This is a genomic window from Ruegeria sp. CDSB113, from assembly GCF_059611045.1.
In genome coordinates, this window is the sequence record NZ_JBXWOU010000009.1 from 132100 (window position 1) to 154759 (window position 22660).

Annotated in this window: 25 protein-coding genes; 8 read left to right on the forward strand and 17 right to left on the reverse strand. The window is 58.2% G+C overall.

The genetic code is table 11. The features are described 5' to 3' along the window. Position 1: 1 nt before the first annotated feature. Positions 2 to 196 carry a hypothetical protein gene (locus tag AC2FIS_RS16045; RefSeq protein WP_496774329.1) on the reverse strand — a complete coding sequence of 65 codons (195 nt, stop codon included), beginning with the start codon at positions 194 to 196 and terminating at the stop codon, positions 2 to 4. 241 nt (positions 197 to 437) lie between these two features. On the opposite strand from AC2FIS_RS16045, the gene AC2FIS_RS16050 reads away from it, so the two are divergent. Further along, a complete protein-coding gene (locus AC2FIS_RS16050; protein WP_496774331.1) occupies positions 438 to 1652 on the forward strand; it encodes a bifunctional alpha/beta hydrolase/OsmC family protein in 1215 nt (404 codons plus the stop codon). Between the two features lie 9 nt (positions 1653 to 1661). Here AC2FIS_RS16050 and AC2FIS_RS16055 read toward each other — a convergent pair whose 3' ends face one another. The 5 genes from AC2FIS_RS16055 to AC2FIS_RS16075 form a co-directional block, all read right to left on the reverse strand. Beyond that, positions 1662 to 2012 (reverse strand): hypothetical protein, encoded by a 351-nt coding sequence (locus AC2FIS_RS16055; RefSeq protein ID WP_496774333.1) that lies wholly within the window; start codon positions 2010 to 2012, stop codon positions 1662 to 1664. Between the two features lie 10 nt (positions 2013 to 2022). Next, positions 2023 to 2580, reverse strand: a complete 558-nt coding sequence (locus AC2FIS_RS16060) for a hypothetical protein (protein ID WP_496774334.1) — start codon at positions 2578 to 2580, stop codon at positions 2023 to 2025. Positions 2581 to 2721: 141 nt separating this feature from the next. Then, positions 2722 to 3309: a biotin transporter BioY gene (locus tag AC2FIS_RS16065; RefSeq protein ID WP_496774336.1), complete on the reverse strand. Its 588-nt coding sequence runs from the start codon at positions 3307 to 3309 to the stop codon at positions 2722 to 2724. A 68-nt stretch (positions 3310 to 3377) separates the two neighbouring features. Then, positions 3378 to 3800: a DUF6314 family protein gene (locus AC2FIS_RS16070; RefSeq protein ID WP_496774338.1), complete on the reverse strand. Its 423-nt coding sequence runs from the start codon at positions 3798 to 3800 to the stop codon at positions 3378 to 3380. Then, positions 3797 to 4129: a hypothetical protein gene (locus tag AC2FIS_RS16075; RefSeq protein WP_496774340.1), complete on the reverse strand. Its 333-nt coding sequence runs from the start codon at positions 4127 to 4129 to the stop codon at positions 3797 to 3799. The genes AC2FIS_RS16070 and AC2FIS_RS16075 overlap by 4 nt, the downstream gene beginning before the upstream one ends. Positions 4130 to 4218: 89 nt before the next feature. On the opposite strand from AC2FIS_RS16075, the gene purB reads away from it, so the two are divergent. From purB to AC2FIS_RS16095, 4 genes are all read left to right on the forward strand, one after another. Beyond that, positions 4219 to 5523, forward strand: coding sequence for an adenylosuccinate lyase (purB, locus tag AC2FIS_RS16080; RefSeq protein ID WP_496774342.1), 1305 nt, complete (start codon positions 4219 to 4221; stop codon positions 5521 to 5523). Between the two features lie 379 nt (positions 5524 to 5902). Continuing rightward, on the forward strand, positions 5903 to 6442 hold the full coding sequence (locus AC2FIS_RS16085) for a tetratricopeptide repeat protein (protein WP_058274031.1): 540 nt from the start codon (positions 5903 to 5905) through the stop codon (positions 6440 to 6442). Positions 6443 to 6510: 68 nt separating this feature from the next. After that, the gene (locus tag AC2FIS_RS16090; protein WP_496774344.1) at positions 6511 to 7602 is read left to right on the forward strand and encodes a flagellar motor switch protein FliG; all 1092 of its coding nucleotides are present in this window, start codon (positions 6511 to 6513) and stop codon (positions 7600 to 7602) included. A 115-nt stretch (positions 7603 to 7717) separates the two neighbouring features. Continuing rightward, complete coding sequence (locus tag AC2FIS_RS16095; RefSeq protein WP_496774346.1) at positions 7718 to 8641, forward strand: lysophospholipid acyltransferase family protein; 924 nt, start codon at positions 7718 to 7720, stop codon at positions 8639 to 8641. Here the strand turns inward: AC2FIS_RS16095 and AC2FIS_RS16100 are convergent, their stop codons facing one another. Further along, entirely contained in the window at positions 8642 to 9343 is a 702-nt protein-coding gene (locus AC2FIS_RS16100; protein WP_496774348.1) for a DUF1223 domain-containing protein, read from the reverse strand. A gap of 231 nt (positions 9344 to 9574) precedes the next feature. Between AC2FIS_RS16100 and acnA the strand changes: the two genes are divergently transcribed. Then, on the forward strand, positions 9575 to 12265 hold the full coding sequence (acnA, locus tag AC2FIS_RS16105; RefSeq protein ID WP_496774350.1) for an aconitate hydratase AcnA: 2691 nt from the start codon (positions 9575 to 9577) through the stop codon (positions 12263 to 12265). 114 nt (positions 12266 to 12379) lie between these two features. On the opposite strand, the gene AC2FIS_RS16110 is transcribed toward acnA, so the two are convergent. The 10 genes from AC2FIS_RS16110 to yajC all read right to left on the reverse strand — a co-directional run bounded on the left by AC2FIS_RS16110 (position 12380) and on the right by yajC (position 19375). Continuing rightward, positions 12380 to 12916: a DsbE family thiol:disulfide interchange protein gene (locus AC2FIS_RS16110; protein ID WP_496774351.1), complete on the reverse strand. Its 537-nt coding sequence runs from the start codon at positions 12914 to 12916 to the stop codon at positions 12380 to 12382. Then, positions 12909 to 13067 carry a heme exporter protein CcmD gene (gene ccmD / locus AC2FIS_RS16115; protein ID WP_496723495.1) on the reverse strand — a complete coding sequence of 53 codons (159 nt, stop codon included), beginning with the start codon at positions 13065 to 13067 and terminating at the stop codon, positions 12909 to 12911. The genes AC2FIS_RS16110 and ccmD overlap by 8 nt, the downstream gene beginning before the upstream one ends. Beyond that, positions 13064 to 13837: a heme ABC transporter permease gene (locus AC2FIS_RS16120; RefSeq protein WP_496722476.1), complete on the reverse strand. Its 774-nt coding sequence runs from the start codon at positions 13835 to 13837 to the stop codon at positions 13064 to 13066. Before AC2FIS_RS16120 ends, ccmD begins: the two co-directional genes overlap by 4 nt. Before the next feature lie 61 nt (positions 13838 to 13898). After that, positions 13899 to 14555, reverse strand: coding sequence for a heme exporter protein CcmB (ccmB, locus tag AC2FIS_RS16125; protein ID WP_496774352.1), 657 nt, complete (start codon positions 14553 to 14555; stop codon positions 13899 to 13901). After that, positions 14552 to 15166 (reverse strand): heme ABC exporter ATP-binding protein CcmA, encoded by a 615-nt coding sequence (gene ccmA / locus AC2FIS_RS16130; protein ID WP_496774353.1) that lies wholly within the window; start codon positions 15164 to 15166, stop codon positions 14552 to 14554. The genes ccmB and ccmA overlap by 4 nt, the downstream gene beginning before the upstream one ends. Before the next feature lie 147 nt (positions 15167 to 15313). Further along, on the reverse strand, positions 15314 to 15667 hold the full coding sequence (locus AC2FIS_RS16135) for an Mth938-like domain-containing protein (RefSeq protein WP_496774354.1): 354 nt from the start codon (positions 15665 to 15667) through the stop codon (positions 15314 to 15316). Further along, positions 15654 to 16424, reverse strand: coding sequence for a sulfite exporter TauE/SafE family protein (locus AC2FIS_RS16140; RefSeq protein ID WP_496774355.1), 771 nt, complete (start codon positions 16422 to 16424; stop codon positions 15654 to 15656). Before AC2FIS_RS16140 ends, AC2FIS_RS16135 begins: the two co-directional genes overlap by 14 nt. Then, entirely contained in the window at positions 16417 to 17391 is a 975-nt protein-coding gene (gene secF / locus AC2FIS_RS16145; RefSeq protein WP_496774357.1) for a protein translocase subunit SecF, read from the reverse strand. The genes AC2FIS_RS16140 and secF overlap by 8 nt, the downstream gene beginning before the upstream one ends. Before the next feature lies 1 nt (position 17392). Beyond that, positions 17393 to 19054 carry a protein translocase subunit SecD gene (gene secD / locus AC2FIS_RS16150; RefSeq protein ID WP_496774359.1) on the reverse strand — a complete coding sequence of 554 codons (1662 nt, stop codon included), beginning with the start codon at positions 19052 to 19054 and terminating at the stop codon, positions 17393 to 17395. Positions 19055 to 19087: 33 nt separating this feature from the next. Beyond that, positions 19088 to 19375 (reverse strand): preprotein translocase subunit YajC, encoded by a 288-nt coding sequence (yajC, locus tag AC2FIS_RS16155; RefSeq protein WP_058274044.1) that lies wholly within the window; start codon positions 19373 to 19375, stop codon positions 19088 to 19090. A 201-nt stretch (positions 19376 to 19576) separates the two neighbouring features. On the opposite strand from yajC, the gene AC2FIS_RS16160 reads away from it, so the two are divergent. Continuing rightward, positions 19577 to 21241 carry a mechanosensitive ion channel family protein gene (locus tag AC2FIS_RS16160; protein WP_496735921.1) on the forward strand — a complete coding sequence of 555 codons (1665 nt, stop codon included), beginning with the start codon at positions 19577 to 19579 and terminating at the stop codon, positions 21239 to 21241. A 72-nt stretch (positions 21242 to 21313) separates the two neighbouring features. Next, on the forward strand, positions 21314 to 22606 hold the full coding sequence (serS, locus tag AC2FIS_RS16165; protein ID WP_496774360.1) for a serine--tRNA ligase: 1293 nt from the start codon (positions 21314 to 21316) through the stop codon (positions 22604 to 22606). Positions 22607 to 22660: the final 54 nt, after the last annotated feature.

Sequence of the window (22660 nt, forward strand, 5' to 3'; positions counted from 1 at the left end):
TTCAGTTCGACCAATGTGACCGCCTGACATTTCCGTGCCAGTCTTCGGACACGGGATCAGTAACTTGCGCCTCAGTAGATGCCACCGGCGGCAGAGTTTGACCAAGCGTAAATCCGATCACCCCGGTCAGGGCAATCACGGCCAGTATATCCGGGCGTAGAACCACGCCCCTTGGATCCATTGCAGTATGTGCCATTTGAACCTCCTGGGCTGCACGTTTGCGATGGTCGTAAGATGGGGAGGTGATATAAATTAGTAAAACGAATATTTTTTAGAATATACTTCACGAAATTTGATGCTTTAGGCTCACAGCAAAGACAAAGGATTGCGCGCAATCTGTTCGCTTCACTCACCTTCCCGTGACGCTTCTTACAATGGGGTTGAGCGGCCAGTCGGAAGCACACACTATTAGTCATCCCGACGAACAAGGAACTGCCATGCCCACCGAACGCATTACCTTTGCCGGTCACGACGGCAACCAATTGGCCGCGCGCCTGGATTTGCCGGACGGACCGGTTCTGGCCACGGCGCTATTTGCGCATTGTTTTACCTGTTCTAAAGATATCCCTGCCGCGCGCAGGATTGCAGCCCGGCTGGCGGCGATGGGCATCGCCGTTCTGCGATTTGACTTCACCGGGCTGGGTCATTCCGGCGGGGAGTTTGCCAACACAACCTTCACCTCCAATGTCGAAGACCTGATCGCAGCCTCGCATTATCTGGCTGGCCGCAACATGGCTCCGGCATTGCTCATCGGCCATTCGCTGGGTGGTGCGGCTGTGTTGCGCGCCCGTGCCGGGATTCCTAGTGTCAAAGCTGTGGTCACTTTGGGTGCACCCGCAGATCCCGGCCATGTGGCGCATCACTTTGAAGATGCGCTGCCTGAAATCACGCAGGCGGGGTCAGCAGACGTGATGTTGGGCGGGCGTCCCTTCCGTATTGGCAAGGCGTTTGTGGAAGATATTTCCGAAGCAGCTCTGATACCGGCCATCGCAGACCTGAAGGCCGCTTTGCTGATCTTGCACGCACCTCGGGACGAGACCGTAAGCATAGACAATGCCAGCACAATCTTTCTGGCCGCGAAACATCCCAAAAGCTTTGTGACCCTCGACGATGCCGATCACCTGATTACCCGCGCATCCGACGCGGAATACGCGGCAGACGTGATCACCGCATGGGTTGCGCGCTACGTCAAGCTCTGCCCGCCGGCCCCACCACCTGGCGCACCCGAAGGTGTTGTTCGCGTGACCGAAGCTGATCCGGAAGGGTTCCTGCAAGACATTCAGTCCGGTCCCCGGCACCATGCCGTCGCGGATGAGCCCGCCTCATACGGCGGCACCGACCGAGGCATGTCGCCCTACGGGTTTGTGTCATCTGGTCTGGGGGCTTGCACATCAATGACTATCCGCATGTATGCGCGGCGCAAGCGGTGGCCGCTGAAAACCGTTTCAGTCGATGTGTGCCACAACAAGGTCCACGCACAAGATGCCGGGCTGGCCAACGAAGGAAAAGTCGATCAGTTCCGCCGCAAGATCCGCCTTGAAGGTCCGCTGACGGCCGAGCAACGCGCGCGATTGCTGGAAATCGCGGACAAATGCCCGGTCCACAGAACCTTGGAAGGGTCAGCCCAGATCACAACTGAATTACTGGACTGACCCGCTCGCTCAGCGCCGCCCTGCGGGGCGGTGAATGGGTGGCCGGGCCGCCGGGGGTCGTGCAACCGGAGGCCGTGGCCTGTTCGGCGGTCGCGACACCGGTGGTCTGTTCGGTGGCTTGGCGATTGGCGGAACGGGGCGCGCAGGTGGGCGACCATCAGGCGGCCGGGGGCGATCCGGCCGGTCGATGTCAATATCCACGTCTACGTCGTGATAATAGTCATTCCACAGCATCGAGTCGTAGAACGGGTCATAGCCGTAACCTACTCCGACGGTTACTCCGTCACAGGCCGATAGTGTCAGGCTTGCAACCCCCAATCCAAGGGCAAGGGCTGCGCGTTTGAACAGTTTGCGGGTCATGTGCGCCTCCTCACTGCAGGGACCGGAACGACGCGAACACGGCGTTCAGATCGTCCACATAAGCTGGATCGGCGCCGTCGCGCAGGATCGCAACTGCGATGGCCACGCGCCCCTTCGGCAAGTCAATCACGGAAACAGTAAAGTTCACACCGCGCCCTTCGCGACTGCCGGTCCCGCGAATGACACGCGCGGGCAACCCGCCAATGCGCGTCGTGGTTGTCTCAGACACTGTCGGATCTTTGACCAGAAACTTGTCGATATCCTCAAGATACCGAAGACCGCCCTCGATCGAGGCCACTCCAGCAGGCGACACAAAGCCCATCCAGACATTGTCGTCCGTGACTGGCCGCATCCCCATGACCCGGGCCACGGCACGTGCATCGCCCAGCTCGGTATCTTCAATTTCGCGCGGGCCACCGGTGCGCAGCGCCCAATAGTCGGGAACGGAAAAGCCGAACAGCGCACGCCCGTTGTCCGTATAAGTGACCGGAGTGTCGGCGGATGCCGTCCCGCCGCTCAGCAAAAGCGAGGCGCAAACAGCGAGTGCCGAAGCTAATTGAATACGCATATCTCAATAACCTGATGATTTCATTGAGTGCAGATTGGCCTGTAGTGGCCCCTTTTGTCCAGCATCCCGATGTGAGGGCACAAAAAAACCGCGCCGGGATATCTCCGGGCGCGGCTTCGTCAGACTTAGATTGGCCGAAACTTACGAACGAGCGTCGCCGACCAGTTTCCACAGCGCAGGGATCAGCAGCGCAGCCAGCACCAGTTTGATCGCGTCGCCCACCAGGAAAGGTGTCAGGCCCCACTGCAGGATCGGCTGGTCCCAGCCGTAAAGCTGACCCAGCCACACAAGACCGGGAACGTAGATCACTACATTGGCCAGAACCAACGCCAGTGCCATTTTTCCAACCGAGCGATCCCATCCGCACGCGGCCAGTGCGCCCAGAAGAACGGTTGCCAGCAGGTAGCCGACTAGATAGCCACCGGTGCCGCCCATCATGTAGGTCAAACCGAATTCCTCAGCCGAAGAGCCCGCGAACACGTCGAAGCCCAGCGCGCCGATCAGCAGGTAACCCAGCATGGTGACCAGACCCAGACGCGTGCCATAGGCGGTGCCGATTGTCAGCACGGCAAAGGTGCCCATAGTGATCGGGACAGGCCACATTGGAACCTTGATCTTGGCAGCTATTGCCAGCGCAAGAATACCTAGTGCCACCAGCACAACTTGCTTGACGCGCAGCGCGGTGCCTTCGCGCGGGCCAATCGCATTGGCCAGTACATTCGCATTCATTCTTATGTCTCCACCTATTTTCAACTGCAGAAATGCCCGCTTAGAGCTTTGACTGCAACATGATTACGCTATCTTAACCGATATTCGGTGCTCATTTCATAAGATTTTCTGGGTCCCGAGACGATCCAGCGCACTGACCAGACTGGCCAGGCCGAAAAATCGTAGACGACATCGTAGCTGTCGGGCGGACAATCGTGGTGGTCAGACGCATGTGCCTGACCCAAGGCCAGCCGGTGAAAATAGCGGCCGTCGTCAAAATGTATGGCAATCGCCTCACCCGCCGCGTGCCACAGGTACCTGCGCGTGCCTTTCATTCTGGCTTGCCCCGGCACACGCAGCGTGACTTCTTCGTCGTATATCAAGCCGTCCTCGGTCGGGCTCAGGACCGTGTGACCATCGGCCTGCACCACATGCCCCGCCTGCGTATCCAGAATGGTCCGGGTCAGGCTCCAACGGCCTTCGAAATCCGACAGTCTGCGCGGCAGGCTCATTCGGCAAATGTCCCGTCGGTCGTGGCACCGTTATCATCCACGAACCGGATCACTTTGCCGCTTTGCTGAACTTCATAGCAGGCCCAAAAATCCGAAGGCGGCCAGACCGAGCAATAGCGATCCTCGCCCACCGCCCACCGCCCGGCGCTGGGTCCGCCCGAAAAATACTGTGTCAGCATCGTATCGTCGAAGGTCTGCCAGATACCTTTCCCGTAATCGAGCTTCTGGCCGGTCAATGCAGACAGAATTTCATCCCCCGTCAGCGTTCTGAACTCCTCAGCCGCCAGAAAACCGGGCCAAAGGGCCAAAATCAGGGCAAACCGTCTCATATTCGCACTCGCGCCTTGTTCCTTTGTCTGCGCGGGTTTAAACCCCGCCGCAACGCCTCCTGCCAAATCACAATAAGGTGCCGCTGCCAATGATTCCACGCTATTCCCGCCCCGATATGGTCGCCATCTGGTCACCCGAATCCAAGTTTCGCATCTGGTACGAGATCGAGGCCCATGCCTGCGACGCCATGGCGGACCTGGGTGTGATCCCACGCGAGAATGCCGAGGCTGTCTGGAAAGCCAAAGACGTGGAATTCGACGTGGCACGCATCGACGAAATCGAAGCGGTTACCAAGCACGACGTCATCGCCTTCCTGACCCATTTGTCCGAACATGTCGGCAGTGAAGAGGCGCGTTTTGTCCATCAGGGCATGACCAGCTCGGACGTTCTGGACACTTGTTTCAACGTGCAACTCACCCACGCCGCCGACCTGCTGATCGCAGATCTCGAAGGTCTGCTGGCTGCACTGAAACGCCGCGCGATTGAACACAAGGATACCGTCCGTATCGGTCGCAGCCACGGTATCCACGCAGAGCCAACCACCATGGGCCTGACTTTCGCTCGTTTTTACGCCGAGATGGACCGCAACCTGTCCCGCATGCGCGACGCCCGCGCTGAAATCGCCACTGGCGCGATCAGCGGCGCGGTTGGCACCTTCGCCAATGTTGACCCGCGTGTGGAAGAGCATGTATGTGACCAGCTGGGTCTGGTGCCCGAGCCGATTAGCACTCAGGTCATCCCGCGCGACCGTCATGCTGCGTTCTTTGCCACGCTGGGGGTTATCGCCAGCAGCATCGAGAACGTCGCCATCGAAATCCGCCACATGCAGCGCACCGAGGTGCTGGAGGGGGCCGAGTTCTTCTCGATGGGTCAGAAAGGCTCCTCGGCCATGCCACACAAGAAAAACCCGGTGCTGACCGAGAACCTGACCGGGTTGGCCCGCATGGTGCGCGCGGCAGTGATCCCGGCGATGGAAAACGTGGCACTCTGGCATGAGCGCGATATCTCGCATTCCTCGGTCGAACGCATGATCGGGCCGGATGCCACGATCACGCTGGATTTTGCACTTGCGCGACTGACAGGCGTGATCGACAAGATGCTGATCTTCCCCGAGAACATGCTTGAGAACATGAACAAGTTCCCTGGCCTGGTCATGAGCCAGCGGGTTCTGCTGGCGTTGACCCAAGCAGGTGTCAGCCGCGAAGATGCCTATGCCATGGTGCAGCGCAACGCGCTGAAAGTCTGGGAACACCGCACCGATTTCAAAGAAGAACTGCTGGCAGACGCGGACGTCACCGCCGCGCTGAGCCCGGAAGAAATCGAAGAGAAATTCGACCTCGGCTATCACACCAAACACGTTGATACGATCTTCGCCCGCGTGTTCGGCGAATAAACTACGATTGATCAAATGCTTCGCTGGGCCCGGCTCGCACAACGCGATCCGGGCCCTGCTCTTTTGCCAGACAGGCCAAAACAGGCTATGATGCCCGCGTATGTCCGGACAGGAGAAACACGATGATCCGCACTTTGATTTGCGCTTTGGCCCTTAGTTGTTCAGCCTCCGTTGCCTTGGCCTGTAGTGGCCATTCCAAGCAAACCCAGTCCTGCGCGCCGGGCACGTTTTGGGATGCAGAAGCCCAAACCTGCGCCAAAATTGTGAATAGCTGAGAAAAAATCTTCCTATTCGTGAATAAACGCGAGCCTTCGGTTGTTAGCTTTTGAGAGAAACGCACTATGCTTTCTGTAAGTAGCCCAGACAACGGAGTAGGAAAATGCGCCTAGTACTCGCTTCAGCCATCGCCCTTCAGGCCTTTGCATTCGCGCCGGTCGCGATCGCCGCTGGCGGTGACAGCAGCCCGCCAAAACCGACCAACACGACCAAGAAGTGTTTCTTCGGTCGCGTCTATGACAAAGACGCCGGACGGTGCGTGAAGCCGGACAAGACCAACTTTACTGAAGAAGAGCTGTATGACGCCGTGCGCGAACTGGCCTATGACGGACAGTTCGAAAATGCTCAAGACATCCTGCGCATCATGGATCAGGATGATGATCGCGTGTTGACCTACTGGGGTTTCACCTACCGCAAAATGGGTGAGCTTGATCTGGCGAATGCCTTCTATTCGAACGCCATTGAGGCGAATCCCGACAACATACTGGCGCGCAGCTATATGGGTCAGGGCTTTGTCACCGAAGGCAAAACCGATCTTGCCATCGCACAGTGGCGCGAGATCAAGGCGCGCGGCGGTGAAGGCACCTGGGCCGAGGCATCCCTGCGCGAGGCGATCCGCACCGGGCTGACTTACAACTACTAAACTTCAGCCTTTCTTTACCCGACTCTCCGTAATCTGCCTGTGGAACAGAAACTTGGCACCACGGGCAGATGCAGGACACAAACTCTTTGGTTCAACTGGCACCGGGGACATCAACACCCGCAGCCGACGCCCAGAACGACGCGCCCCGCGTCGTCCCCAAGGCGTTGAGCAACCGACAAAAAGCCGCCGTCGTGGTGCGTCTTTTGTTGAATGAGGGCGCAGATATCCCCCTGGAAGAACTTCCCGACGATTTGCAGGAAAAGCTGACGCACCAGCTGGGTCAGATGGGCCTAGTGGATCGCATCACGCTGGCATCCGTCGCACATGAATTTGCCGAAGCGCTGGACAGTGTCGGCCTGTCTTTTCCACATGGGTTGGCCGGTGCTCTGGACGCAGTCAGCGACAAGATTACGCCGGCAACAGCGGCTAGGTTGCGGAAGGAAGCCGGGGTGCGCCAGATCGGCGATCCGTGGCAACGGCTGCGCGAAATCCCGACAGAAGATTTGGCCACCATCGCTCTGGCCGAAAGCACTGAAATTGCAGCGGTCATGTTGTCCAAGCTGGAAACTGCGAATGCCGCGCAACTTCTGGGTCACCTGCCCGGCCCGGTCGCGCGGCGCATCACCTATGCCGTGTCTAAAACGGCCAACATCACACCCGAGGCGGTTGAACGGATTGGCTGGTCGCTGGCGGCGCAACTTGATCGACGCCCTGCCACGGCCTTTTCGGATGGCCCCGGAGCGCGGGTCGGTGCGATTCTGAACCAAGCAGCCGCAGCGACGCGCGACGGGCTCTTGACGGCCCTGGATGAAGAAGACACCGACTTTGCAGCTTTGGTGCGCCAATCAATATTCACCTTCGCCCATATCCCGGCCCGCATCCTGCCCAGGGACGTGCCTGCGATTCTGCGTGGATTGGATCAGGCTGATCTCGTCACCGCCTTGGCTGGCGCCACGGCCGAGAATGACAAAGCCACGGTCGATTTCCTGCTATCCAACATGTCGACGCGTATGGCGGATAACCTGCGCGAGGAAATCACCGAACGCGGCAAGGTGAAGCTGGCAGAAGCCGAAGAAGCGATGACACTTGTCATCGGCTCAATTCGAACACTGGTCGACGAAGGTGCAATAGCGTTGATCGAAGAGGATAGCGAAGAGTGACGGGCAAGTCCGATCCGGCAGGACAAAGCATGGCTTTGGTTTGCAACGCTTGTGGTTGCGGTTTCCCCCTTGTATGTCTTGCCCGGCAAATCGCAACAGCCGGTGAGACCTATTCATGCCCGTCGAAAAGTCGGAACTAAGCCGCACAGAGCTTAGAAAATACTACATCACTGGATTGTTCATGAAGGGCGTGATCGGGACCTTGAGGTTGTTGCCCTATGAAACACGCCTAGCCACCATGGGCGCAATCGCACGTGGGCTTTCACCGTTGATCGGCTTTACCAAACGCGTGCGCAGCAACTTAAAATTGACCCGCCCTGACCTGTCAGAGGCCGAGGTCAACAGAATTTGCAGCGCCGTTCCGGACAATGCCGGTCGCGCGATTATGGAGCATTTTTCGCCGGAAGGGTTCACCGAACGTCAGCGCACGGCAAAGGTAAGCGGCTCGGGTGTTGCCGCATTTGACACTGCCGTCGCCGAAGGGCGGCCGATCATGATGATCACCGCGCATTTTGGTCACTATCTTGCAGCACGCATCGCCCTGCAGGAACGCAGCGGTCAACCAATTGGGTGCCTCTATCGCCGCATGGCGAACCCTTATTTTAACGACATGTATGTCGAGGCGTTCCATAAGACTGGCTCGCCGATGTTCGAACAGGGCCGTCGCGGAATGGTCGAGATGGTGCGTTCGCTCAAGAAAAATGGGATCATCGCGATCGTATCCGATCTGCACGCCCATGGCGGTGAAGAGCTGACATTCTTTGGTAAGCCCGCCGTGACCTCAGTCTTGAATGCAGAACTGGCAATGAAATACAACGCCGTCCTGATCCCGTGTTATGCGGTGCGGCAACCAAACGGCGTGGATTTCGAAATCGTGCTGCACGACCCGGTGCCGCATACAGACCCCAGGACCATGACCCAGTTCACCAATGACGATCTTGAGGCCATGGTAAGACAGCATATGGGCCAGTGGTTCTGGATCCACCGGCGCTGGAAAGCCTGGAACGGTTTGGGCGTTCAGCCCGAGGATATGCCCTGATTACTTGACCCGCGCGGCTGCCACAATCGGGCCGTGCCCTGCCCTTTGCACCAGCACAACTGCCGGAAAATCTGCGTCGACGGTTACCGAAAACGCCTGGGGCGCGACGCCGTCCCATTGACCCGCCATATGCCAGGCTTCGACAACATTGGCATAGTCCAGATCGTGACCAGCAAGCTCTCCGCGTCGGATCGAGGCATGGCGCACCGGTGAATACTGGATGACCCGGATGTCATAGGTTTCTCCGGCCGGCAGTTCGACCGGCGTCACATCCACCGTCACATCATCACCTGAGCGCGCGGCCGTCACGGACGCTTGCGGGGCGGCCTTGAGATGCGCATTGATCAGGCGATCCAGTTCCCGCGATTGCGCCCCGACCACATCCTGCTGCCCATTCACCACCATCTGAGGCGTATAGATCATCGACCGCCCCCCTTCTCGCGCATAAGTGCGCTGGCGCAGAGTGTGGTCCGGGTCGGCATATTCGTCCTTCCACCCGATGTAGTCCCAGTAATCCACATGCAGTGCCAGGCCGATCACATCGTCGCGTTTGGCCAAATCATGCATGATCCGGTCGGCAGGCGGACAGGACGAACAGCCCTGAGATGTGAACAACTCAACCACAACCGGGTCGCCCTCGGCCAAGGCTGCTGTGGAGAGAAACAAGGAAACTAACGCTGTCGCGCGAATGGATCTGAACATTACGGGTCTCGGGCCTTTGGCTGGATGTACCGACCGGTTTAAACGCAAGCCCGTTCAACCTCCAATCAACGTTTCTTGAGACATGCGACCATCGTTACCCTTAAATTTTGTGTGCAATGGTATACATAACTCAACAAGCTCACCACGTTGGTCCTTGAACCAAAGGCTTTCGTGATGCAGATAACTATTAGCGAATCCCGGGATCTAAGTCATTTCAGAGGGAGGCCACAGATGCCCATCAAAGTCGGACAAGATACCGCCAAAACACGCCGCAACCTTAGCGTGAATGGCAAATCCATTTCATATTACTCGATCCCTGCCGCGCAAGAGGCTGGTCTGGGTGATTTTTCCAAGCTTCCCGCCGCGCTGAAAGTGGTTCTGGAAAACATGCTGCGGTTTGAGGATGACGGCTTTTCCGTCGCGGTCGAAGATATCAAAGCCTTTGGCGAATGGGCACGCAATGGCGGCAAGAACCCCCGCGAGATCGCGTATCGCCCTGCCCGCGTGTTGATGCAGGACTTTACCGGCGTTCCGGCTGTTGTTGATCTGGCCGCGATGCGCGATGGCATCAAAGGGCTGGGCGGCGATGCGCAGAAGATCAACCCGCTGAACCCGGTTGATCTGGTCATCGACCACTCGGTCATGATTGATGAATTCGGCAACCCGCGCGCGTTCCAGATGAACGTTGATCGCGAATATGAACGCAACATGGAGCGTTACCAGTTCCTGAAATGGGGGCAGTCGGCCTTTAACAACTTCCGTGTTGTTCCCCCCGGAACCGGCATCTGCCATCAGGTGAACCTGGAATATCTGGCCCAGACCGTCTGGACCGACACCGACCAGAACGGCGACGAAGTCGCCTACCCCGACACGCTGGTTGGCACCGACAGCCACACCACCATGGTCAATGGCATGGCCGTTCTGGGCTGGGGTGTCGGCGGGATCGAGGCCGAGGCCGCGATGCTGGGTCAGCCGATATCGATGCTGATCCCTGAGGTTGTAGGTTTTGAGCTGACCGGCGCGATGCTCGAAGGCACCACTGGCACTGACCTTGTTCTGAAAGTCGTCGAGATGCTGCGCGCGAAAGGCGTGGTAGGCAAATTCGTCGAGTTCTACGGGAGCGGTCTGGACCGTTTGCCGCTGGCTGACCGCGCAACCATTGCTAATATGGCACCTGAATACGGCGCGACCTGCGGTTTCTTCCCGATCGATGGTGAGACCCTGCGCTATATGCGTAACACCGGCCGGGATGAGGATCGTCTGGCACTGGTCGAATCTTATGCCAAGGAAAACGGCCTTTGGCGTGATGAGAATTACGCGCCCATTTACACCGACACTCTGACTCTGGATATGGGCACAATCGTTCCCGCCATCTCGGGCCCGAAACGCCCGCAGGACTATGTTGCGCTGACTGGTGCCAAGGCGGCATTTACCAAAGAAATGGCGGATACCTTCAAGCGCCCGATGGGTAAGCAGATCGAAGTCAAAGGCGAAAACTACGGCATGGAATCGGGCAAGGTCGTGATCGCCTCGATCACATCCTGCACCAACACCTCGAACCCTTACGTGATGATCGGTGCCGGTCTGGTCGCAAAAAAAGCGCATGAGCTGGGCCTGAACCGTCAGCCCTGGGTCAAAACCTCGCTGGCCCCCGGTTCGCAGGTTGTGTCGGAATACCTTGAGGCAGCAGGCCTGCAGCAACATCTGGATGCCATCGGGTTCAACCTGGTTGGTTATGGCTGCACCACGTGCATCGGCAACTCTGGCCCGATCCAGAGGGAGATCAGCGAAGCGATTGCCGAGGGCGATCTGGTCGCCACGTCCGTTCTGTCCGGCAACCGCAACTTTGAAGGCCGGATTTCTCCGGACGTCCGGGCCAACTACCTAGCCTCGCCACCGCTGGTTGTAGTCTATGCGTTGGCTGGCACCATGGATATCGACCTGACATCCGAGCCGATTGGGCAGGACAAGGACGGCAATGACGTCTTCATGAAGGACATCTGGCCAACTCAAAGCGAAATTGCCGAGCTGGTGCAGGAAACCGTTACCCGCGAAGCGTTCCAGTCGAAATATGCGGATGTCTTCAAAGGCGATGAGAAATGGCAAAGCGTCGAGGTTCCGCAACAGGAAACCTATGACTGGCCGCCGACTTCGACCTATATCCAGAACCCTCCTTATTTTCAGGGAATGGGTTCCGAGCCGGGCACGATCTCAAATATCGAAGGGGCCAAGGTGTTGGCGGTTCTTGGGGACATGGTCACGACCGACCACATCTCACCCGCAGGGTCTTTTGCAAGCACTTCACCTGCCGGTCAGTACCTGATCGAACGTCAGGTGCAGCCACGCGAGTTCAACTCCTACGGTTCCCGCCGCGGCAACCACGAGGTCATGATGCGTGGCACATTTGCCAACATCCGCATCAAGAATGAGATGCTGGACGGCGTCGAAGGTGGCTATACCAAAGGTCCTGACGGCGAACAGGCTTCGATCTACGACGCTTCGATGGCCTACCAGGAACTAGGCCTGCCGCTGGTCGTCTTTGGTGGCGAGCAATACGGCGCCGGCTCATCCCGGGACTGGGCTGCCAAGGGCACTGCCCTGCTGGGCGTCAAAGCCGTGATCGCCGAAAGCTTTGAGCGTATTCACAGGTCCAACTTGGTTGGAATGGGCGTAATCCCGTTCGAGTTCACCGGAGGCGACACCCGCAAGACATTGGGCCTGACAGGCGATGAAACCGTATCAATCCACGGCTTGGATTCGGTCGAGCCGCTGCAAGAGGTGCTCTGCACCATCATTTTCGGCGACGGAACCGAGAAAACAATCACGCTGAAATGCCGGATCGATACCGCGCCCGAGATCGAATACATCGAAAATGGTGGCGTGCTGCAATATGTGCTGCGGAACCTTGCCAAGGAAACTTAAAACAACAAAGCCCCGGCCAATGCGCCGGGGCTTTTTCTTGAGTGCCAGCGCCACTAGCACCAATAAGAAATAGAGCGCGTGCAGCAGGCACGCTCCGCTTGGCAACGGTTCAGATCACTGGCCGGCTTTTTCCAATGCCGGGCGGATCGTGCTTTCAATCACGCGCTGCGTGATCGGACCGGCAAAGCGCAGAATGATCGTGCCCTCTCCGTCGATTACATAAGTTTCCGGAACACCGTAAAGACCCCAGTCCAGCGCCATGCGCCCTTGTTCATCCCGTCCGATGGCTTCGTAAGGGTCGCCCAGTTCGGTCAGAAAACCTTCGGCATTGGCCAACTGATCCTTGTAGTTGATGCCATAGACCGGGATGCCCTCTTTGGACAGCGCCTCAAGGTTGGGATGCTCGGCCCGGCAGGGGGCACACCAGCTGGCCCAATAGTTGACCAGCTTGACCTCACCATCACGCAGCGTGGCATCGTCAAATATCGTCTTGCCCGGAAACTCAGTCAGAACAACCGGTGGCGCGGGCTGCCCTTCGCGTGCAGATGGCAAGGCGTTAGGATCATCCCGGAACATTCCAATGCCTGCCAGAACGGCAAAAGCGCCGAAAATCAACGGCGGCGCAATCATCAGGGGTGAGATTTTAGCCATTGCGCGACATCCTGTGTTCGACCTTTTCCATTTCCGCCCGGACTTTGCGCCCGCGCATTACGCTGAGAACGACCAGTGCAATCAGCAACCCCAGCGAAGCCGCATAGGACCACAGGACCGCGTCGGCATATTTTCCAAGATCAGGGATCATCCGTTTAGCCTTTCTCGCGCCAGCAGCGCCTTGATCCGCCGCGCCCGGATTTCCGTTCCTGTGCGATACAGAACCAACGCAATGAACAGCAGCACAAATCCGATGATGCACAGCAACAGCGGATAGAAATAAATGTTGCTGACTTTTTCTTCGGTATCCGCGCCGGTGACGGCTGCGGCGCGCATCACGGATGCCCCCTGATGCAGGCCTTGGTTCCAGAAGTTCACCGCATAGCGGCTGAGCAAGGCAAAAACCGACCCCACCAGACACAGGACCGAGGTCAGATCGGCGGCTGTATCGGAATCCTCGATCGCTTCCCACAGGGCTACGTAGCCAAGGTAAAACAGAAACAGGATCAGGAAAGCCGTCAGGCGCGGATCCCAGGCCCACCATGTGCCCCACATCGGTTGCCCCCAGATCGCGCCAGTTGCCAACGCGATCAGGGTCATCACGATACCGATGGGAGCTGCAGCTCGCGCAGCGAGTGCACTGACATGGTGGCGGCGCACCAGCCAGACCAAAGATGTGGCCAGCATCATCAGCCAGCAATTGATCGCCATCAGCGCCGCAGGCACATGCAGGTAGATGATCTTGACGGTCGAGCCCTGTTTGTAGTCATCCGGCGTGAAGAAAAAGCCCCAGATCAGCCCAACGACCAGACACACAAAAGAAGTCATCCAGAAGAACGGCAGGACCCGCTCGCTGGTCGCGAGGAATTTGCGCGGGTTGGCGTATTCCCAGAGGGTATTGGCTTTGGCTGCGATAGACATGGGCTCTATTTAGTCCGACTCGTGTTTGTTCTCAATTGACATCAGTCAAACTGCGACAGCGTCACCGAAGGTTGATCCGCAATACTGCTGCGCTGGCAAAGGGCAACAGCGCAATTGTGGCGGCGGTGATCCCCGCCAACATCAAAAGCGGCGTCTGCGTTTCCATACCCGTGGCACCGCGGCGCGCGACCTCGGCCCCGAAGATCAGCGTGGGAACATACAGCGGCAGAACAAGCAATGACAACAACAGCCCGCCGCGTTTCAGGCCGACAGTCAGAGCTGCGCCAAAGGTCCCGATCACACTCATGGCCGGGGTGCCGACCAAAAGTGAGATCACCAGCCAGAAAAAGCCTGTCACCGGCAAGTTCAGTAGCACACCCAGAAACGGCGCGGCCAGAACCAGTGGCAAACCCGTTGTTATCCAGTGGGCCAGCGCCTTGATCGACACAACCGCCTCAAGCGGCAAGGGCGCCGTGGCCAACAGGTCAAGCGACCCGTCTTCCCAATCCAACGCAAGCAGGCGGTCGAGCGACAACAGGCAGGCCAAAAGCGCGCCCAGCCAAAGCACACCCGGCGCAATGGTCGACAGCAGTGAGGATTGCGGGCCGACTGAGAACGGCACCAGAACGGTCACAATCAAAAAGAACGCCAGACCAAGGCCAAAACCCCCGCCCGCGCGGAAGGCCAGTTTCAGGTCGCGCAGCAGCAGGGCGATCACAGGAAGCCTCCGTCAAAGTCGTCAATGGGTTTTGGTTTGGCTTTGTTGGGACCCACATCCATAATCTCGCCGTCCAGACCAAGGTCGATATGCGTGGCGATCAGGGCCGAGCCGCCCTGCCCCAGATGTGACCGAACGGCATCTGCGAACATCTGTACGGCGTCCTTGTCCAAAGACACGGTCGGTTCGTCCAGCATCCAGATCGGCCGTCCGGTGACCAGCATCCGGGCCAGTCCAAGGCGGCGTTTCTGACCGGCAGACAGATTTCCCGCATGGCGGTCCGACAGCTCGCCCAACGCAAAGGCATCCAATGCGGGTTGGATGTCATCTGTCCCAAAGACCGAGGCCCAGAAGGTCAGGTTTTCCACAACCGTCAACGTTGGCTTCAACCCGTCAGAATGCGAGGCGTAGGCAATTTGATCCTCGGCCCCGTCAATGGTTCCGCTCAATGCCGGCTGCAACCCCGCCAGTGTACGTAGTAAAGTCGTTTTGCCAATCCCGTTTGGCCCACGCAGGATCAGTGCTTGCCCGGGTCGAAGCGAGAAGTTCAGCCCCTCGAGCACGGGGATGCCCCCGCGGGTGATGGCAAGATCAGTTACGGTCAGTGTCATACGGTCCCGCTTATCTTATTGCGCATAGGGGCAAAAGGCGGGATTTGCCGCAGGGCAGTACCCGACCCGCTTTCGGATACGCATGGAAACGAGGGGCCAGCCCCTCGCGCTCCCCGGGATATTTTTGGCCAGATGAAGCGGATCCCGTCAGGTGGGAAGCAAAGCCAGCGCGATGCGGCGGCCTTCGGAGAGCAGAACATTATAGGTGCGGCAGGCTGCGGGTGAGTTCATGATCTCAACCCCCATGCCGGCCTGCTCAAGCGCCGCTCGGAGGTCAGAGGGGATGTGGGCCAGATCAGCGCCCGTTCCGATCAACAGGACATCCACCTGCCCAGCCAGTGCAAGCAAAGAGGATTGATCGTCGTACCCGCCCCAACCGGCGGTGCCGGAGGGGCCAGTCAGAACCGCACCTTCGTAGACCTGACCACCTATACGGAAAAAGCCGGGCCCGTAGCCATCGACCGGTGTTGCGTTGTTATATGTGATCTCATTCAACCGCATGGATATCTTCTATGCCCCAAAGCGGCAGGCCCGACAAGGCAGCAAGGGCGATGACCACATAGGCGGCGGTGCGGTAGAGCTTTTCCTTTTCGGGGTTGAACAGCCAGCCGCCCAGCCAATTGCCCAAAAGGTTCGGGACCGACAGAGCCAGCCCCAGAACAACACTGTCGAAGGTCACTCGCCCCATGCCGGACAGGAAGCCGAAGATGAGGAAGTCGAAACCGAAAAGGAACAGCAGGATCGTGGCCCGAATGACTTCTACCGGCAGCGGACGGGACATGTAGAACAGGATCACCGCCGGTCCAGGCAATCCAGCGACGCCGCCGAGAAATCCCGCAGCGCCACCGATCGCGGTCACCATCGCGCGTCGCACGCGGCCTTGGTAGCGTAATCCAAGGATCAGGATTGCGAGCATGAACAGCGCCAGGAAGCTGACCGCGTATCGAAAAACCTCGGGTTCGACCTGCGTGAGGACCCACAGGCCAACAGGCAGGACCAGGGCGCAGCCAAGCAGCAACCGTGCCAGGTCGCCGCGGTCTACGGCGCGCCACGCCCGTCGTAGGTTGGGGAGTGGCCCGAAGATATCCATGATCGTCAGTCCGATCAGCGCCCCAAACGGGCCGAGGAACGGAGTGGCCAGAGGCAGAAAAATCAACGCGGTGCCAAAGCCGGAAAACCCGCGTACGATGCCGCCTAGCGTCGCTGCAAAAAAGATAACGGCCAGCCCCGTGGGGGACTGGCCGAGCAGATCAGGCATCCACATTTGCGAACTGGTTGCCCGCGTTGTTGGACGGCTTCGACCAGTCGCGCTTGACGCCCAGCCACAGCAGGATGGTCGAGGCCACAAAGACTGAGGAATACGTCCCTACGATCACGCCCCAGATCATCGCGAAAACAAAGCCGCGGATCACGTCCCCGCCCAGTATGTAAAGCGAGATCAGCGCCAGCAGCGTGGTGACCGAGGTCATCACTGTCCGGCTAAGCGTTTCGTTGATCGAGATGTTCAGAACCTCTTTCAGGTCCTTTTTCTTGTATTTCCGCAGGTTCTCGCGGACGCGGTCGAACACGACCACGGTGTCGTTCAGCGAATACCCCACGATGGTCAGCAACGCGGCAATGATGGCCAGATCAAACCGGATTTGCAGTTCCGAGAATATGCCAATGGTCAGGATTACGTCGTGAACCAATGCGGCCACCGCGCCCAAGGCGAATTGCCATTCGAAACGCAGCCAGATATAGACCAGCACTGCCCCGATCGCCAACACCACCGCGATAACGGCAGTTTGGATCAGCTCACCGGACACTTTGGGGCCGACGGATTCAACGCTTTCAAATGGCAAATTGAGGCCTGGATCAGCAGCGGCAAGCACCTCGCCGACCTGAGTGATCACGTCCGATGTAACCGCCTCGGCGTCTTCTTGCGCCTGGATACGGATCATCGCAACATTCTCATCCGGTCCAAAGTTTGGATCGAAGATCTCTGTGATTGTCACATCCCCCAATTCCAACGGGGCAAGGGCGTCACGATAGACTCCGACATCAATCTCTTGTGTGCTTTGCGTCCGGATCGTTGTGCCACCGCGGAAGTCGATGCCGAAGTTCAGCCCCTGAAGCATGAAGGACGTGAACGCCACGATCATCATCAAGGCCGAGATACCCAGCCAGATTTTCCATCGGCTGAAGAAATCGAACGAGGTGTTCTGGGGTACGAGTTTCAGTCTCATGTCAAACCTCGATCGTTTTCGGGCGGCGGCGTTCAAACCAGATCACGATCATCAGGCGCGTCACGAAGATCGCGGTGAAGACCGAGGTCAGAATGCCCAGACCCAGCGTGATGGCAAAACCGCGCACCGGACCGCTGCCCATGGCAAACAGGATAACAGCGGTGATGAATGTGGTCACGTTTGCGTCCAGAATGGCCGACAACGCCTTTTCATAACCCAGTTCGATCGCGCGCGCCGGGCCTCTGGCGGATTTCAGCTCTTCGCGGATACGCTCAAAGATCAGCACGTTGGCATCCACCGCCATACCAACCGTCAGCACGATACCGGCGATACCGGGCAGTGTCAGGGTGGCTCCGATCAGGGACAACAGGCCAAACAGCAGGCCGACGTTGATGATCAGGGCGATGTTGGCAAAGAGACCAAACAAACCATAGCTGAGCGCCATAAAGGCAAGCACGGCGACGAAGGCCACGATGGTTGCAACCTTACCCGCGTCGATGCTGTCCTGCCCCAGTTCGGGGCCGATTGTACGCTCTTCGAGGAATTCCAGCCCAGCAGGCAACGCGCCTGCGCGCAACAGAACAGCCAGATTGGTGCTTTCTTCAACGGTGAAGTTGCCGGTGATGATGCCCGACCCGCCAGGAATGTGACTTTGAATGACAGGGGCCGAGATGACCTCATCATCAAGAATGATTGCGAACGGCTGGCCGATATTTTCCAGCGTATAGTCGCCGAATTTGCGTGCCCCCGATGTGTTGAATCGGAAGCTGACTGCTGGGCGACCGTTCTGGTCGAAGGCTGGCTGCGCATCCACAAGCTCTTCACCGGTGACGACTGGGGCCGACTCGACTGTGTAAAACAAACCGGTTTCGTCGATGGAGGGGAGGACCTGTTCGCCAATCCCCGGCACTGCGTCCGGGTTGGTGCCCCGCCCCACAACGGGATTGAATGTCAGCTGAGCGGTGGTGCCGATGATCTCTTTCAGTTCACCAGCACTGCCGATACCCGGCACCTGTATCAGGATACGATCCGCACCCTGGCGCTGAATCGTGGGTTCACGTGTTCCGACCTCGTCAATACGGCGGCGCACAATCTCAAGCGACTGGCGCACAGTGCGGTCGTCTGTGGCAAGTTTTTCGGCCTCGGACAGTTGAACGACGATTGTGTCGCCCTCAGCCCGTGCCTCGATATCGGTTGCACCTACACCAGTCAGGGTTTGTACCTGACGGGCCAGGCCGCGCACAACTTCAAGCGCGCGGGACATGCCCTCGGGCTGGCTGATGCGCACTCGAATCTCGTCCGGGGCCGACTCTTGTTTGCGGATGGTGCCTACGGTGGCACGTTCATCCCGCAGCGCATCGCGAATTTCGGGCCACATGGCCTCCATCCGGGATTCGTACACATCGCCGACCTGAACTTCGGCCAACAGATGCGCACCACCGCGCAGATCGAGGCCCAGATTGACCAGCGATGACGGCAACCAGTTCGGCCATTGCGCCGCCTCGGCCTGCATTTCGGGAGTGTCGATGCCAAGCTCAATTGCGGCCTTAGCATCGTTGGATTGCTCGACGCGCGTATAAAACGCATTCGGCAGGGCAAGGATCAGACCGATCACACAGACCAGCCAGATCAGAACCCGCTTCCAGGTATCAATTTGCAGCATTACCCTGCCTTTTCAAGGAATTGTGGCGCGAAGTTACTTCGCTGGTTCAGTCTTGTTCAGAACCTGCGCAATGGTCGACTTGACCACACGAACCTTCACACCCTCGGCGATTTCAACTTCGATCTCGTTGTCGCCTTCTTTGACCTTGGACACCTTGCCGATCATACCACCTTGGGTGACGACCTGATCGCCGCGACGCACGGCTTCGACCATGGCCTGATGTTGCTTCATCTTTTTTTGCTGCGGACGGATCAGCAGAAAATACATGATCGCGAAGATCAGGATCAGCGGGAGAAACTGGGCGATTGCGCCACCTTCCATGGGATATTCCTTTGTTTTGGTGCTGCGGAAATGCTCCGCAAATTTGGCGGGAACCTATGCTCTGAATTGCGCCTTTGCAAGCGAAGGCAACGCTGTACACCGCCCTGACCCGGCCACAGTGCACAAAGAACAAGCCAGGCGTTGCAGATATGTCCTAGGCACCTCGCTGAAACCGGGTATAGTTCGGGTTAAGGGGGACATATGGCAAGGCAATTCAAGCCCTTCCTTTTGCTGGTTTATTTTCTGACAGCCCTGGCGTCCAGCCTGTGGTTTTCGGACGTCGTACTGGCACAGGAAACACCGACAGAGCCCCCTGCTTCTGACGGGGCGGACTCAGACAGTTTCGTGGCGCCGGTCATCGTGGACGGGGACGTATTGTTCCAGGTCCGGGGATCCAGTGCCCTGCCTGCGCCAGAGCGGGCGGAAGACGTTCAGGACAAGATCATCGAAATCGCCGAAGCCTCGGACGCGCCGACGGTTGAGGTGACATACGAAGAGACCGAGTTCGGCATTTGGACTCTGGCCGACGGCGAGAGAGTCTCGATCGTCACCGAAGCCGATGCCGAGTTGGATCAGATGGAGCTTAGCGTTCTAAGCGTTTTGCACGGGAACGCGATCAAACAATCCATCGAAGACTACCGCGCCAACCGCACCGATCGGGCGCGCGTGTCAGGTGCAATTGAGGCAGTGGCCTGGACCATTGGTTTTGTGGCGTTTGTGGTGGCAATCCTGTGGGTGCACCGTCGGATTCGACGGAAGACATTAAAGTTTGTCTCACTTCACCTCAAGGACGTGGAAACTGCCACAGCCAAAAGCGTTCAGGCCGAAGCGATCGCCGCGCTGGTACGATATGGGCTGAACTTCGTTCTGCTTATCATCTTCTTTCTCGGCTTTTATTACTACCTCTCGTTTGTTCTGCTGGCTTTCGCCGAAACCCGCTATTTTGCGCAGCTGTTGCTGACCTATCTGACCGAGCCGGTACTGCTGATCTTCAAAGGCATTATCAGTTACATCCCCAATTTGATCATGCTGGGCCTGATTTCTTGGGTGGCGCTGTACATCATCAAGGGGATGCGGGTGTTCTTCGACGCGGTCGAGGCGGGTTCCTTCGATATGGGCGATTTCGAAAAGCACTGGGTCAGCCCAACCTTCAACATTGCCCGTGTTGTGGTGATCATGATCGCCTTGGTCTTTGCCGTTCCCTACATCCCCGGATCGGATTCGGCGGCGTTCCAGGGGTTGACGATCCTGGTGGGTGCCATGCTGTCGCTGGGTGCAAATTCTGTCGTCTCAAACATGCTGGCCGGCCTGTTCGTGATCTACCGTCGCTCGACCTCGATCGGGGACCGCATTCAGATCGGCGACCACATCGGCGATGTGGTTCAGATCAAACTGATGGAGACGCATCTGAAATCCATCAAGAACGAACTGATCTCGATCCCTAATGCGCAGCTGATGAACTCGGATGTGGTGAACTTTTCGAAGAAAACAGACGGCAGCGGACTGCTGCTGCATACCACGGTTGGCATCGGCTATGAAGAGCCGCCCGAGAAGGTCGAGGCGATGCTGATCGAGGCCGCCAACCGCACCAAGGGGATCAAGTCCAAGCCGGAACCGTTTGTTTTGTGGACCGCATTGGCGGATTACGCGATCAATTATCAAATCAACGGGTATTCGACACGCGGCAGTATTATTCCAAAGATAAAATCGGACCTGCATCGCAACATCGTGGCCGTGTTCAATGAAAACAGTGTGCAGATCATGACGCCCTCTTACATGGCTGATCCGCCTGATCCCAAGATCCCAACCGAACATTGGGATGGCCATCTGGCGCATGAAACACACGAGGATGCCGATAAGTCGTAACCGGCGCTACACCCCGCCTTTCAGATGGTGCATAAGCGGTTTCAGTGATTCACGCATTTAAGGATCTGAACCATGCACGACATCCGCGCCATTCGCGAAAACCCCGCCGCCTTCGACGCCGCACTTGCGCGCCGTGGGGACGCGCCGGTGTCGTCAGATTTGCTAAGGCTGGACGAAAGTCGCCGGGCCAAAATTCAGGCCGCAGAAACAGCGCAAGCCGAACAGAACAAGGCCAGCAAGGAAGTCGGTGCCGCCAAGGCACGCGGCGACGAGGCTGAATTTCAACGCCTGCGCGCGCTGGTCGCCGAAAAGAAAGCCGAGATTGCCCAGATGCAGACCGAGGCCAAGGATCTGGACGCACTGCTGACTGATCAGCTGATCCGCATCCCGAACCTGCCCGCCGAGGACGCGCCAGAAGGTGCGGACGAGAACGACAATGTCGAGGTCAGCCGCTGGGGCACTCCGCGTGAGTTGGATTTTGCACCGAAAGAGCATTTTGAAATCGAGTCCGTACAGAACGGCATGGATTTTGAAACGGCGGCAAAGCTGTCCGGCTCGCGCTTTGTCCTGTTGTCCGGCGGCGTCGCCCGCGTTCATCGCGCACTGGCGCAGTTCATGCTGGACACGCACATCAACGAAAACGAACTGACCGAAGTGAACGGCCCGGTTTTGGTTCTGTCCGAGATGATGCAGGGCACAGGCCAATTGCCGAAGTTTGGCGAAGACAGCTATCAGACCCGCGAAGGCTGGTGGCTGATCCCGACGTCCGAGGTGTCGCTGACCAATATCGTCAACGACACGATGATTGAAGAAAACTATCTGCCCCGCCGTTACACCGCGCATTCCTTGTGCTTCCGGTCTGAGGCCGGATCGGCTGGCAGGGACACGCGCGGCATGTTGCGCCAGCACCAGTTCGAAAAGGTCGAGATGGTTTCGGTCACCCATCCCGACAAGTCGGATGATGAGCAAAAACGCATGCTGCGCTGTGCCGAGGGTATTCTGGAAAAGCTGGGCATCCCCTATCGCACAGTGATCTTGTGCACAGGTGACATGGGCTTTGGCGCGCGCCGAACCTTTGACATCGAAGCGTGGCTACCGGGTCAGGATACGTATCGCGAGATCAGCTCAGTCTCGACTTGTGGTGATTTTCAGGCGCGCCGGATGAACGCGCGCTTCCGTCCCGAGGCTGGGGGCAAACCGGAATACGTTCACACGCTGAACGGATCGGGCCTGGCTGTTGGGCGCTGCCTGATCGCCGTGCTGGAAAACGGCCAGAATGCAGACGGCACCGTCACCCTGCCCGAGGTTCTGGCCCCCTATTTGGGTGGCAAACTGACGCTGCAGCTGGACGGCACGCTGGCATAAGAAAACCGGCGACCAACAGGGCGCCGGTTCAAGAAGCTGCAAGGCGGAGAAGGC